The sequence below is a fragment of the Chimaeribacter coloradensis genome, assembly GCF_002858715.1.
GTDB lineage: Bacteria > Pseudomonadota > Gammaproteobacteria > Enterobacterales > Enterobacteriaceae > Chimaeribacter > Chimaeribacter coloradensis.
In genome coordinates, this window is the sequence record NZ_PJZH01000006.1 from 44,395 (window position 1) to 57,781 (window position 13,387).

Below are 13,387 nucleotides of genomic sequence, written 5' to 3' on the forward strand. Positions count from 1 at the left end.
AGGAATGCCGGCCGGGGGCCGGCACCGGGATTATTGCAGGTGGGTTTTCAGCTCAGAGGAGGCCTGCTCCAGCGCGGTGCGCACGGCAGGTTCCCGGCTCAGGGCGTTCAGCAGACCATAGTCATGGATCATGCCGTTGTAACGGGTGACGGTCACCGGGACACCGGCGGCATCGAGTTTGCGGCCAAAGGCTTCCCCTTCGTCCCGCAGCACATCAAGCTCGGCGGTCTGGATCAGGGTCGGCGGCAGCCCTTTCAGCTGTTCCGTGGTTGCCCGCAGCGGTGAGGCGAAGATGTTGCTGCGGTCTTTCTCTGAGGTGGTGTAGTTATCCCAGAACCACTTCATCATATTGCGGGTCAGGAAGTGGCCGTTTTCAAACTGCTGATAGGACGCCGTATCAAAGCGGGCATCGGTCACCGGCCAGAGCATCACGCTGTAGCGGATCGCCGGGGAGTGGTACTGTTTCGCCTGCAACGCTACCGCCGCCACCATATTGCCGCCGACGCTGTTGCCCGCCAGCGCCAGGCGCGAACCGTCAACGCCGATCTCCTCACCGTGCTGCGCCACCCATTTCGTCGCCTCATAGGCCTGGGTGATGGCCACCGGGTAATGCGCTTCCGGCGACGGGGTGTAGTTCACAAACACCGCGGCCGCGCCTGAGCCAACCACCAGATCGCGCACCAGACGCTCGTGGGTCTGGAAGTCACCCAGCACCCAGCCGCCGCCGTGGAAGAACATAAACACCGGCAGGGTGCCGGTGGCCTTTTCCGGTTTCACGATCGTCAGCGTCAGGGGTTTGCCCAGCACCGTGATCACTTTTTCAGAGACGCTGGCCGGCGGCAATGCCGCGCCCTTTTGCGCGCCAATCAGCACCTCGCGTGCGGTAGCAGGCGAAAGCTGCTCAATCGGTTTCCCGCCGCTGCCGTTCAGGGCAGTCAGAAACGCATTAACACCGGTGGTCGGTGCCGGGCTATTGTCATCCGCCGCAAAGGCGGCCGTCATATGGGCCGTTAATAACAGCGCGACCGCTTTCGTTTTAAGTTTCATGCTTATTCCCTGTAAATTGATCAAGTTAAGTGTTGCGCTATATACCGTCAGCGACCAACGGCAAATAACGCACCACTCATGCCGCGCTGATATTCCGGGCGGGGTGGAGTAACGATTCAATAAGCGCGATCAGCCACGCTTCATTGCCGGTGAAATTGCGCCTCATCCGGCCCGGCGTCAGGCAGGCCATGTTCCGCAACGTGCGGGTAAAGGCGGTCTGGCAGCTGAAGCCGTTTTCCACGGCAATCTCCAGGATTGTTTTGCGGGTGCGGGTCAGCGCAAAGGCGGCGCTGATGACCCTGCGGATGCGCACATACTCATACACATTCAGGCCGGTGAACTGCACAAACTTGCGCTGGAGATGCCAGACGGAATAGCCGCTCCTCTGCGAAATCCTTTGTACTGTCAGGCATGTATCGAGATGATGGTCGATCCAGTTAACCATCTCGCAGATAACCGCAAAGACCGCCTCATCCCGCGCGCCCACATAGCCGGGCAGGCCGCCGCGCACGCGGGCGTTATTCTCCCCGGGGCGCATGGCGGGAATAATCACATTGAACCCCACCCTCCCCTCATATAAAGCGATATTGACCTCAGGCACGGCGCAGACAGGGCGTTTCCGGCGGGCCGGTAAATAAGCCGGTGAACTGCTGAAGGTGTCCTGAAACATAGTCATACCTTTGCGGAGAATAACGGGCGCGAATGGAAGGGGTGAAAAAAACCGTAAAAAGATTATCGGCTTAACCGCAGGGAAAAGAAATTATACGAAGGGATAGGTATACGTTCGGATAGGTCTGCCCGCCTCCGCCTTATCAGGCGGGGCGGGGGAAACAGGCTGGATCAGGGGGCTGCAGGCTCCTCAGGCACCGCCAGGGGCAGCGTAAACCAGAACACACTGCCCCCTCCCCCGCGGTTCCCGGCGTTGAGCACCCCGCCGTGCCGTTTGATGATGTCGTGGCTGATGGTCAGCCCCATCCCCATGCCTGCCGGTTTGGTGGTATAAAACGACTCGAAGATTTTCCCGATGACCTCCTCCGACAGCCCCGTACCGTTGTCCGCCACCTCGATGCGCAGGCGGTGATCGGGCAGGTTCGCCGAGGCGAGGCGTAAAATGCGCGCACCGGGGTTATCGGCCATCGCCTCAATCGCATTGATCACCAGATTGAGCAGCACCTGCTGGATCTGGATGCTTTCGCAGAACACCTCATCATTTTCCGCCGTTAACGCCAGCTCCAGCGACACCGACCGGCGGTCCAGCTCCTGGCGCGACAGGGCCAGGATATCGCGCGCGATCCGGTGCAGCCGGGCCGGGGCGAACTCTGAGGCCTGGTTGCGGGTCAGCGCCTGCAACCCGCGGATAATGTCGCCTGCCCGCTGCCCCTCCCGGATGATCTCCTCGATGCTCTGGCTGGCATTGCCGAGGTGCGACGGGCCGCGTTTAAGCCAGCGCAAACTGGCCCCGGCATTGGCGACGATCGACATCAGCGGCTGGTTGATCTCATGGGCGATGGAGGAGGTGAGCTGGCCGACGGTGGTGGCGCGCGAGACGCGGGCCAGCTCCGTCTGCGCGATCCGGACCGCATCCTCGGCGTGGCGTTGCGCGGTGATGTCCGTCAGCGTGCCGAAATACTCCGCCACCTCCGGCCAGTTTTCGACCGGCTCGCCGATGCCCTTGATATAGCGGCATTCGCCGTCATCACGGATGATGCGGAACTCCGCCTGCATCACGGCCCCCTCAAGCACGCTGGTGTCGATCAGCTTTTTCAGGAACGGGAGATCGTCGGGGTGGACGCGGCTCTGAAACTCCGCCATTGAGGTGTGGGCCTGGCTGGCCGGCAGCCCCATGATGCGTTTGTATTCGTCTGAAATCAGCTGGATTTCCGGCTCCAGGAACCAGTGCCACGTCCCGGTATGGCTGATCTTCTCCCCCAGCATCAGCGACGTCTGGCTGGCGCGCAGTTGCTTCTCAATCTTGCGGCGCTGGATGTTCTCATCCAGCAATTCCGCATAGAGGCGCGCGTTCTCCAGCGAGACGGCGGCCTGCGCACCGAGCATAGAGACAATGCGTGAATGCTCGGCGGTGAAGACGTCCGGCATCAGCCGGTTTTCGAGGTAGAGCACGCCGACCATCTGTGCCTGCCGGAACATCGGGACGCACATCACCGCCGCGCCGGAGGCGACGAGGTAATTATCCTGGCTGAACGGGCTGAACACCCCCGGTTTCCCGGTGCGGATCTCCCGCCCGGTGCGGATCACGGCCGAGAGCACCGACAGCGGGAGGTCAGTCGCCACCGGCAGCTCCCGGACGATGCGCACCTTGATGCCCTCTACCGTGGTGGTGGCCCGGGCCTGAATTTCCGGCACATTGTCTTTGCCCAGGCGGATCAGCATACAGTGCTGCGCGCCCGCCCTCTCCACCAGCATGATCATCAGGATATTGATCAGGCGGTCGAGATCGATCTCTTCCGTCAGCGCCCGCATCGCGATGACCATGCTCTGTAAATCGCTGATCACGGCGCTCTGTTCAAAGGTCATGGTGTTGAGCGCCGACGGCGGGGCCGGGTTTGCCAGATGGGGGTACTGCACCTCGATCTGGCGCACTTTTGCCCCGGCCCCCCAGCGTTCCCAGGCGGAGATCGCCCCTTTGAGGTAGGCGTCACCGGCAAAGGTCATGCCGCGGGCGTAGGCGGCGTGTGCCACCCGCTCGCAGGCCAGCCCCTCGATATGGGTGAACTGCCCCTCGCGGGACAGCGCGATCGCCTTTTCATAGTGCTCGAACGCCTGGGTGGTGTTGCCCTCCAGCCGCAGCAGCTCGGCGCGCAGCAGCGCCTCTTTGTCTGCAAAGGTTTTGCTGTTCTCATTCGACCAGGTGACCAGCTTGTCCAGGTGGCGCAGCAACTGCTGCCGCGTCTCCTCATCCAGATCCGCGGGTTCCCGCGGGGCGGCCAGCGCCAGCGCGCTGTAGAGGTGGAAATCCAGCATATGCACATGCCCGGGAATGCACGCGGTGAACGGCGCGGCGGCGGCAAAGCAGCGCCCGGCCTCGCCATATTCAGCGGCAAAAAAGTGCGCCATGCCCTGATAGAGGTGGATCCAGAACTGCATCAAAAACAGCGGCTCGATGGCGTTTTCCGGCCTCGCCCCGCCTGATGCCGGTGCCTGGAACTGGCTGCCGGAAAACAGCCCGTCGCGGGGTTTCTGCAGGAAAGCCACATACCCGAGTTGCATACGCAGGATCACTTCCACGTCACTGTAATGGGCTTTGCGCACATAGGCCATGCCGCGCGTAATCTCCGCCGCGATGCTGTCGAGGTGATCGCCGCGGGCCAGGTGGTTCATGGTGAGGTGGCGCAGCGCCAGGCAGGCGGATGTCCGGTCACCGTTTTCCACCGCCACGTCGAAGGTTGCTTTGGCGCGCTCAATCGCGTAGGTCAGCGGCATCGTCCAGACACTGACCTGATCGACCGGCAGGAGCGTACGCGCCTTATAGCTGACGAAATCGTGCTCATACACCAGCTCACGCGCCAGCAGCGTGCTGGCAAAACCGCGGCTGTACTCGTCATAGTGGTCGCCGCAGGCGACGCCATACCAGGAGAGCGCCAGGGTCGAGGCCCCGCTGAGGCCGTGGGCCAGGGTCAGGTGGAGCAGCTCACACAGGATCATAAACTGCAGGCGCGGGCTGACGAAGGCGGCCACCGTGCTGGCCCCGGCCATCAGGTTCATCACGGCTTCGGTTTTCTTGCAGCGCAGGCGCGGCAGCGAACGGAACCGGGTATAGGGGTTTTTGCCGACATCCTTTTTCAGCCGCCGCCGCGCCGCGTCGCACGCCTCTTTATCCGGGTAGCGGTTAAGCTGGATGCCGAACACCGACAGCCAGGCGAGTGCCGTCTCCAGCGCAAGCTGGCTGTCGGACTGGCGCATATGGATTTCCGCAATCAGACAGGCCGCCTCGGCTTTGCCCGTGACCTCCCCCGGCGAGGCGAGGATTTTCGAGCCGAGCGCCAGCGCCGCCGGCAGGTTGCCGTTCAGAAACTCGCACTCCGCCTCCTCAAACAGGAACACGCTGTCATCCTCATGGCCCGGTTCGGCGCAGAAGCCCCGCGCGGCCTGTAGATAACGCAGCGCGGAGGGGTAGTCACCGGTGAGTTTGGCCTGTTTCCCCGCCTGGAGGATCAGGCGGCAGAAGGTTTCATGCTCCGCCCGCAGGCGGGTTTTCTCTTTTATCGAGATAACGTGGTGCGCCGCGCGGAACAGGGCGGCGTTGCCCTGTTCCTGCCGGGATTGCGCCAGGTAATGGCGTGCGGCGGCGTCATGGAATGCATCTTTCTCTTCCTGGGGGAGCAGGTGGAGCGCCGCCTCGTGCATGGTGTCATGCATAAACGCGTAGCCGCCCCCGGTCAGGGCGATGAGCCGGGCGTCGGCGGCCGGGTGCAGCGCGGCCTCGATCCCAGCAGCCGGGATCGCGAGGATGCGGCCCACGGTCTCCAGATCCCCGCGGCTCCCGGCACAGGCGATCTTCCCCAGCAGGGCGCGGACGCCGGGCGGCAGGGTCGCCAGATGCCTGACCACCCCGGCCGCGACGTTTGCGGTGTAGTGGCACTGCTTCAGCGCCGGCGCGTCATAGCCCCATTTGAGCGGGGCCGCGTGCGTAATGTGATTGTCCCGCACCGCCTGCCGGTAAAATTCGCGCAGCGCCAGCGGGTTCCCGGCGGTTTTCTCATGCAGGATGCCCGCCAGCGCCAGCGTGGCGGCGCTGCGGGTGTGGAACAGCCCGGCCAGCCAGCGCGCAATCTCTTTTACGGAGAGCGGCTGCGGCGTGATGTCGACGATGCGGGTGGCCGCCGCGCGGATGCCCGCGAGGTTCGCCGCCACGTCCGGGCAGGGCAAGGCGATCGGGTCCCGGTAGCTGATGACCAGCAGCAGCGGAATATCGTCGCGTGCGCTGAGCAGGTTGAGCAGCAGGTGCAGCGTCGCCTGATCGGCCCAGTGGATGTCATCGATCAGCAGCACCAGCGGCCTGCCCGGGGCGGTGAACGCCTTCACCAGCGTGGAGGCCACCAGGTGGAAACGATCGCGGGCATCGGGGGAGCAGGCGTCCGTCTGCATCACCGCGTGCTGGCTGAGCAGGCTGCCCAGCTCAGGCAACAGGCTCACCGCCAGCCCGGTATAGTTGCCGAGCAGGCGCAGGAGATGGTTTTTCCAGCCTGCCATCTCGTCGGCGGGCAGCCCCAGCAGGTGGAGCACCAGCGCCCGGAAGGCGGAGGTAAACACGCCGTAGGGCAAAACCGGCGAATGCTGGTCCGCTTTGACTACCGTCAGCAGCGCCGGTTTGTCACGCAACTGGTTGAGCGCCGACGCGATCAGCGAGGATTTCCCCGCGCCGGGCGCACCGCTGATGGCGACCAGGCTGTGCTTCCCGCTGCGGCTGACCTCCTCAAACGCGGCCAGCACCGCGGCCGCCTGGGGGTGCGCGGTAAACAGCGCCTCGGCGGAGAGCGCGGAGGGCCGCACATCCTGCAACCCCAGCGCAAACTTCGCCACTGCGCCGCCGGGCGTCAGGTTGGACGCCACGCGCCGCAGATCGGCCAGCAGCCCCTCTGCCGTCTGGTAGCGCTGCGCCGGTGACTTCGCCAGCAGCCGCAGAATAATTGAGGAGAGCACCTCAGGGACGTCATCACGCAACTGGTGCGGCGGCAGCGCCTCCGAGGCGATATGGTGGTGCACCCACTCCGCGTGCCCGCCCCCGGCATTGCCGTAGGGCAGTTTTCCCGTCAGCAGCTCATACAGCACGATGCCCAGGCTGTAGAGATCGCTGACGCGGCTGACCGGGTGGCCGGTACGGGAGGTATGCTCAGGCGACATATAGGCCAGCGTCCCGCCGGTGACCGGCATCCGCGTCTGCGGGGAAAAGGCCGTTTCCACCGCCGCGAGGCCGAAGCCGCCCAGATGCACCGCCCCCTCTTCGAGGAAGAAAATATTCGCGGGTTTGATGTCCCCATGTACCAGCCCCTGCTGGTGCATCAGCCCCAGGGCCTGGCACAGCAGCGCGGCGCGGTGGAGAAAGGCCCGCAGGGTGCCCGGCGGCCGGTTCAGGGTCTGGGCCAGCGTGCGGTAGGCGAACGGGCGGAAGATCAGGGCGTAACGCCCTTTATAGAGGGTGTGCCCCTGCGGCTTCAGTGACCAGCGGTCAGAGAGCGTGGCGCGCAGGGAAAACGCATTTTTCAGCAGCTGGGTGACCGGGTAAACGGCCTCATCGGTGGCGGCCGTGGCCAGCACAAAGGCCTCCCCGGTAACCGTATGGCGGCACGACAGCCACTCCACACTCCCCTCCTGCGCCAGCGGCGCGACCACCACCTCGTCCGACAGGGTGATGCGGCCGGGAGCCGGGCCGTCTGCGGTGTGCGGGCAGGCGGTCATGGCAGCGGCGCGTCCAGGAGGAACTGCTGCCGGAGGTGGCCGAACAGCGTGTCGATATCGATCGGCTTGGGCAAAAAGGCGATCGCCCCCAGGCTGATGGCGTACGCCAGCGTATTTTCGTCACCGTTCCCGGAAATGATAATACCCGGCGGGTTTTTAAGCCGCCGGGTCAGGTTAATGAACAGCTCGAAACCATCCATGCCTTTGAGTTGTACATCGATGATAAACAGCGCGGCATCTGCCACCGCTGCCTCATCGCAAAGAAGCGCTTCTGCCGATTCGAAGGCGTGCGTCAGGTAGCCTTCGGACTGGAGCAAATTGGTTAACCCATTGCGGACAGAACGTTCATCGTCGACGACGACAATGCGCTGCGACAGCTGCATGTGCTGTTATCCTTAAATTTTCACGCTTCCTTAAGAGGCTTTGTCATCTGAAGGCGGAGGGGTATCGATGACTCTGGGCGCATATTCGTGACGGAACCAGGCCAGCGTAACCGGCTGGCAATTCTTCAGCCGCTTACACAGGGGAATAATATGTTCGCCGATCTGCATACCCAGCAGGCCCAGCAGGGCAATCAGCGGTGGGGCGGGCGAATTGACGCCCATTAAAGCATAAATCCCGCCCACGAGAACACCTGCCCCCAGCGACAAACCATAGGTTTTCAACATGTTCAGTCCGCCTGTCTGGCTAAAAGGTGAGAAGCGGCCGGGCGCGCGTCCGCCTGCGGCGCAGCCGCGGCCAGTGGCGCAGGATGGAGCAGCGTGCCGCCCAGGGTGCTGCCGATGAGCATCCCCAGCAGGCCCACCAGCGCCACCGCCGGCGGGGCCGGGGAGCGCACTTTCAGCAGGGTGTAGACCAGCCCGATAAAGACGCCTGCCCCCAGAGAGATCAGAAAAGGAGTCACAGCTCCTCCTTTATATCAACGCCGGCCGGTGCATCAGACACCGGCCGGCCAGGCCGGTTAGCGGCGGACCGGTGCCGGTACCGGCGCCAGGGTACGGTGCTCGCTCTTCTGGCGGGAAGGCGCTTTGTGCACCATGGTGTAGGCGTAGTCAACGCCGATGCCGTACGCGCCGGAGTGCTCTTTGGCGATGTCCATCACGGCGGTGTAGGTCTCTTTGTGCGCCCAGTCACGCTGCCACTCCAGCATCACCTGCTGCCAGGTCACCGGGATCACGCCGGCCTGCACCATACGCTGCATGGCGTAGTCGTGCGCTTCTTTGGTGGTACCGCCGGAGGCGTCAGCCACCATGTAGATTTCGTAGTCGCCTTCCAGCATGGCGCACAGGGCGAAGGTGTTGTTACAGACTTCCGTCCACAGGCCGGAAACCACGATTTTTTTGCGGCCGTTGGCGGCCAGCGCGTCACGGACTTTCTGGTCATCCCAGGAGTTCATGGAGGTACGCTCCAGGATGTCCTGGCCCGGCAAGACGTCCAGCAGCTCCGGGAAGGTATTGCCCGAGAAGCTTTCCGTCTCAACGGTGGTCAGCACCGTCGGGATGTTGAAGACTTTGGCCGCTTTTGCTAGCGCCACTACGTTGTTTTTCAGTACCTGGCGGTCGATAGACTGCACGCCGAATGCCATCTGCGGTTGCTGGTCGATAAAGATAATCTGGCAGTTCTGCGGCGTCAGTACTTCAAGTTTGCTCGTCGTCATGTTGATCCCATTGAGGTTGATGTGGCGATGTGTTGTAAGAGGCAACGGCATCAGGCGGCCGTTATCCTGCGTCCCCGGAGCCTGCCGCGCTGCGCTGCCGCTGCTCTGGGTGACGGTCTGAGCGCAGTGTAGGAACCTTTTGTTTTTCAGGCTATTATCTATAGGTATACCTATACGAAGGTATACCTATCCGTTGGTATACTAGACACTTTCCGGACCGCCTCCCCATAATCCCGCCATCTTATTATCCTGCGTTTACGGCAGGCATTTCTTAGCCCGCGGCCCTCGCTGCCGTCCCGGGCGCCCCATTTCAGGAGGTTCTATGGTTACCCTTGGTAAGGCCGACATCATTCTCACTAACGGTAAATTCCATACCGTTGATCGCGGCAACCCATTGGCAGACGCCGTCGCCATTCGTGACGGCAAGTTTCTGGAGGTCGGCAGCCTCGCCGAGGTGATGCAGCACCACTGTGACGGCACCAAGGTGATCGACCTGAAGGGCCATACCGCCATTCCGGGGCTGAATGACTCGCACCTGCACCTGATCCGCGGCGGCCTGAACTACAACCTCGAACTGCGCTGGGAGGGGGTGCCGTCGGTGGCGGACGCGCTGCGGATGCTGAAAGAGCAGGCGCTGCGCACGCCGTCGCCGCAGTGGGTGCGCGTGGTGGGCGGCTGGACAGAGTTCCAGTTCGCCGAGCGCCGGATGCCGACCCTGGATGAGATCAACGAAGCGGCCCCGGACACGCCGGTGTTTGTGCTCCACCTCTACGACCGCGCCCTGCTCAACCGCGCTGCGCTGAAGGTGGTCGGTTACACCAAAGAGACGCCGAACCCGCCGGGCGGCGAGATCCAGCGCGACAGCAACGGCAACCCGACCGGCATGCTGATCGCCCGCCCGAACGCGATGATCCTCTACGCCACCCTGGCGAAAGGGCCGAAACTGCCGCTGGAGCAGCAGGTCAACTCCACGCGCCAGTTTATGCGCGAGCTGAACCGCCTCGGCCTGACCAGCGCCATTGACGCAGGCGGCGGCTTCCAGAACTACCCGGAAGATTATGAGGTGATCGCCGAGCTGCATGAGAAGAAGCAGATGACGATCCGCATCGCCTATAACCTCTTTACCCAGCGCCCCGGCCATGAGCTGGAAGATTTCGAGAAATGGACCGACATGCTGACGCCGGGCCAGGGCAGCGACTACTTCCGCCACAACGGGGCCGGTGAGATGCTGGTCTTCTCCGCCGCGGACTTCGAAGATTTCCTGGAGCCGCGCCCCGATTTAGCGCCGGGCATGGAAGATGAGCTGGAGCGCGTGGTGCGCCACCTGGTCGAGCACCGCTGGCCGTTCCGCCTGCACGCCACCTACGATGAATCGATCAGCCGTATGCTGGACGTGTTTGAAAAAGTGAACCGCGAGATCCCGTTTGACGGCCTGCACTGGTTCTTCGACCACGCCGAAACCGTGACCCAGCGTAACATCGACCGCATCAAAGAGCTGGGCGGCGGCATCGCCGTGCAGCACCGGATGGCGTTCCAGGGCGAATACTTTGCCGAGCGCTACGGCATTGAGGCGACCCGCCACACGCCGCCGGTGGCGCGGATGCTGGAGACCGGCGTGCCGGTCGGCCTCGGCACCGACGCCACCCGCGTCGCCAGCTACAATCCGTGGACGGCGCTCTACTGGCTGGTCTCCGGCCGCACCGTGGGCGGGATGCAGATGTATGACGTCAACGCGCGCCTCGACCGCGACACCGCGCTGATGCTGTGGACGCAGGGCAGCGCCTGGTTCTCCAGCGAGCAGGGCAAAAAAGGGCAGATCAAAGTTGGCCAGCTGGCGGACATGGTGGTGCTGAGCAAAGACTACTTCAGCGTCGCCGAAGAGGAGATCAAAGGCATCGAATCGGTGCTGACGGTAGTGGACGGCAACATCGTCTACGCGGCCGGTTCCTTCTCGTCCGACGCGCCACCGTCCATCCCGGTGCTGCCGGAGTGGTCACCGGTGGTGAACGTCCCCGGCCACTACCGCAGCGCACCGCCGGCGGCCCAGACCCGCGTCGGGATGCAGCAGAGGCCGCACCAGTGCAGCGGCCCGTGCGGGGTGCACAGCCACGCGCATGACGTCGCCCGCGGCGCGAACCTGCCGGTGTCAGAAGAGAACGCCTTCTGGGGCGCGCTCGGCTGCAGCTGCTTCGCGTTCTGATGATGATGAGAACCTCCCGCTCTCAGCCGCCCCGCATTGATGCGGGGCTGTTCTTCCTGCGCCTGACCGGCTGCCTGCTGCTGCTTTACGTGCACGGGCTGCCGAAGGTGTTCCATTTCAGTGAAGAACTGACGCGCATCGAGGACCCTTTCGGCCTCGGTCCCTATATGAGCCTGCTGCCGGCGATCTTCGCCGAAGTCGTCTGCCCGGTCTTTATTCTGGCCGGCGTTTTTGCCCGGCTGGCCTGCCTGCCGATCATCGGCGTGCTGCTGGTGGCGATGCTGGTCGTCCACCCGGGCTGGAGCCTGGCGGAAGGCCAGTTTGGCTGGCTGCTGCTCATTATCTTCACCACCCTGGCGATCACCGGCCCCGGCCGCTGGCGTCTCGGTTCAGCCCGGCATAACGAGGTGCGCTATGGCGCAAGTTAATGATATTCAGGCCGTGCCGCACGACGCGGATGTCGTCACTGCCGCGCCCGCACCGGCCGCCGCGTCACCCTGGCAGCCGCTGCGCCAGCCGGTGTTCCGCATGTTGTGGATTGCCACTGTGGTCTCCAACATCGGCTCCTGGATGAACGACGTCGGCGTGAACTGGACGATGCTGACCCTCAGCGCCGACCCGCTGAGCGTTGCCCTGGTCCAGGCGGCGAGCAGCCTGCCGATGTTCCTGTTTGCCCTGCCGTCCGGCGTGATGGCGGACATCGTCGACCGCCGCAAATACCTGCTGTTCTCCCAGATCTGGGTATTTATCGCCGCCGCCGGGCTGACCCTGCTCTCCTTTACCGGGCATGTGACGCCGCTGGTGCTGCTGATCGCCGCCTTTCTGATGAGCACCGGCGCGGCGATGAGCTCGCCGCCGTTCCAGGCGATTGTGCCGGATCTGGTGAAGAAGCGTGAGCTGAGCGCGGCGATCGCCCTGAACTCGCTGGGGATCAACATCAGCCGCGCCATCGGCCCGGCGCTGGGCGGGCTGATCCTCTCTTTCAGCGGCCCGTGGATGGTGTTCCTGCTCAACGCGCTCTCGGTGCTGGGCGTCGCCTGGGTGCTCTACCGCTGGAAGGCGGAGCCGACGGTGCAGCGCCTGCCGCCTGAGCACTTCTTCTCCGCCGTGCGCGCCGGGCTGCGCTATGTCCACGCTGCGCCGGTGCTGCGTAATGTGCTGGTGCGCACCGTGGCGTTCTTCCTGTTCAGCAGTGCCGGCTGGGCGCTGCTGCCGCTGGTGGCGCGGCGCGAGCTGAACCTCGGCCCCGGCGGCTACGGCATTATGCTGGCCTTTATCGGCGTCGGGGCGGTCTGCGGCGCGGTGCTGCTGCCGCGGCTGCGCAAGCTGTTCAACCCGGACCGGCTGATGGTGCTCGCCAGCCTGCTGTTCGGGGTGACCATGCTGGCGCTGGCCTTTGTCCGGCACTTCTGGCTGCTGAATGCATTTGAGTTCTTCACCGGCTTCGCCTGGATTGCGGTGCTCTCCACGCTGAACGTCGGGGCGCAGCGCAGCGCCGCGAAATGGGTGAAAGCGCGCGCCCTGGCGGTCTACCTGACGGTGTTCTTCGGCTCCATGACCGTCGGCAGCGCCCTCTGGGGGCAACTGGCGTCGCATTACGGCATCCCGGTGTCGCTCACGGTGGCGACCATCGGTATCGCGCTGGCCTCCCTGACGGTGCTGCGCTGGCGGCTGGATATGGACCCCGACCTGAACCTCGACATCAGCGAGATCAAAGAGCCGGTGCCGGCGCTGGACATCCACCACGACCGCGGCCCGGTCAGGGTGAGCTATGAGTACCTGATCCGCCCGGAGGACACGAAAGGCTTTACGCACTGTATGCAGGATATGCGGCGCGTGCGGCGGCGCGGCGGCGCGATGAACTGGTCGGTGTATGAGGATATCCTGCAGCCGGGGATCTTCGTGGAAACTTTCGTGGTGGGATCGTGGATGGAGCACCTGCGCCAGCTTGAACGCTACACCATGAACGACCAGAAAATTCAGACCCGCGTCTATGCGTTCCACCAGGGTGATAAGGTGCCGCAGGCACGCTATCTGGTCGCCCCCGTTTAACGTCTTTGCGCATT

At 63.8% G+C, this 13,387-nt stretch carries 10 protein-coding genes; 3 read left to right on the forward strand and 7 right to left on the reverse strand.

What is annotated here, in order from left to right:
• Positions 1 to 30: 30 nt before the first annotated feature.
• The 7 genes from CYR32_RS08680 to CYR32_RS08710 all read right to left on the reverse strand — a co-directional run bounded on the left by CYR32_RS08680 (position 31) and on the right by CYR32_RS08710 (position 9,121).
• On the reverse strand, positions 31 to 1,047 hold the full coding sequence (locus tag CYR32_RS08680) for an alpha/beta hydrolase (RefSeq protein ID WP_101824000.1): 1,017 nt from the start codon (positions 1,045 to 1,047) through the stop codon (positions 31 to 33).
• A gap of 76 nt (positions 1,048 to 1,123) precedes the next feature.
• A complete protein-coding gene (locus CYR32_RS08685; protein WP_165698208.1) occupies positions 1,124 to 1,600 on the reverse strand; it encodes a helix-turn-helix domain-containing protein in 477 nt (158 codons plus the stop codon).
• Positions 1,601 to 1,887: 287 nt separating this feature from the next.
• On the reverse strand, positions 1,888 to 7,464 hold the full coding sequence (locus CYR32_RS08690) for a trifunctional serine/threonine-protein kinase/ATP-binding protein/sensor histidine kinase (RefSeq protein ID WP_101824002.1): 5,577 nt from the start codon (positions 7,462 to 7,464) through the stop codon (positions 1,888 to 1,890).
• Entirely contained in the window at positions 7,461 to 7,847 is a 387-nt protein-coding gene (locus CYR32_RS08695; protein WP_101824003.1) for a response regulator, read from the reverse strand. The genes CYR32_RS08690 and CYR32_RS08695 overlap by 4 nt, the downstream gene beginning before the upstream one ends.
• 30 nt (positions 7,848 to 7,877) lie before the next feature.
• Entirely contained in the window at positions 7,878 to 8,132 is a 255-nt protein-coding gene (locus CYR32_RS08700; protein ID WP_101824004.1) for a DUF1427 family protein, read from the reverse strand.
• 2 nt (positions 8,133 to 8,134) lie between these two features.
• Positions 8,135 to 8,368 carry a DUF1427 family protein gene (locus CYR32_RS08705; protein ID WP_101824005.1) on the reverse strand — a complete coding sequence of 78 codons (234 nt, stop codon included), beginning with the start codon at positions 8,366 to 8,368 and terminating at the stop codon, positions 8,135 to 8,137.
• Between the two features lie 57 nt (positions 8,369 to 8,425).
• Positions 8,426 to 9,121 carry a hydrolase gene (locus CYR32_RS08710; protein WP_101824006.1) on the reverse strand — a complete coding sequence of 232 codons (696 nt, stop codon included), beginning with the start codon at positions 9,119 to 9,121 and terminating at the stop codon, positions 8,426 to 8,428.
• A gap of 322 nt (positions 9,122 to 9,443) precedes the next feature.
• Here CYR32_RS08710 and CYR32_RS08715 point away from each other — a divergent pair, with 322 nt between their 5' ends.
• The 3 genes from CYR32_RS08715 to CYR32_RS08725 are packed head-to-tail and all read left to right on the forward strand — an operon-like array spanning position 9,444 to position 13,373.
• A complete protein-coding gene (locus CYR32_RS08715) occupies positions 9,444 to 11,321 on the forward strand; it encodes an amidohydrolase (protein ID WP_101824007.1) in 1,878 nt (625 codons plus the stop codon).
• Between the two features lie 5 nt (positions 11,322 to 11,326).
• The gene (locus tag CYR32_RS08720) at positions 11,327 to 11,749 is read left to right on the forward strand and encodes a DoxX family protein (RefSeq protein ID WP_101824108.1); all 423 of its coding nucleotides are present in this window, start codon (positions 11,327 to 11,329) and stop codon (positions 11,747 to 11,749) included.
• Complete coding sequence (locus CYR32_RS08725) at positions 11,736 to 13,373, forward strand: MFS transporter (RefSeq protein ID WP_101824008.1); 1,638 nt, start codon at positions 11,736 to 11,738, stop codon at positions 13,371 to 13,373. Before CYR32_RS08720 ends, CYR32_RS08725 begins: the two co-directional genes overlap by 14 nt.
• Positions 13,374 to 13,387 lie beyond the last annotated feature (14 nt).

Bases quoted from the DNA above. Each gene is read 5' to 3' on its own strand.
- CYR32_RS08720 (WP_101824108.1), top strand. From the start codon at position 11,327: ATGAGAACCTCCCGCTCTCAGCCGCCCCGCATTGATGCGGGGCTGTTC.
- CYR32_RS08710 (WP_101824006.1), bottom strand. From the start codon at position 9,121: ATGACGACGAGCAAACTTGAAGTACTGACGCCGCAGAACTGCCAGATT.
- CYR32_RS08695 (WP_101824003.1), bottom strand. From the start codon at position 7,847: ATGCAGCTGTCGCAGCGCATTGTCGTCGTCGACGATGAACGTTCTGTC.
- CYR32_RS08690 (WP_101824002.1), bottom strand. From the start codon at position 7,464: ATGACCGCCTGCCCGCACACCGCAGACGGCCCGGCTCCCGGCCGCATC.
- CYR32_RS08700 (WP_101824004.1), bottom strand. From the start codon at position 8,132: ATGTTGAAAACCTATGGTTTGTCGCTGGGGGCAGGTGTTCTCGTGGGC.
- CYR32_RS08715 (WP_101824007.1), top strand. From the start codon at position 9,444: ATGGTTACCCTTGGTAAGGCCGACATCATTCTCACTAACGGTAAATTC.
- CYR32_RS08680 (WP_101824000.1), bottom strand. From the start codon at position 1,047: ATGAAACTTAAAACGAAAGCGGTCGCGCTGTTATTAACGGCCCATATG.
- CYR32_RS08725 (WP_101824008.1), top strand. From the start codon at position 11,736: ATGGCGCAAGTTAATGATATTCAGGCCGTGCCGCACGACGCGGATGTC.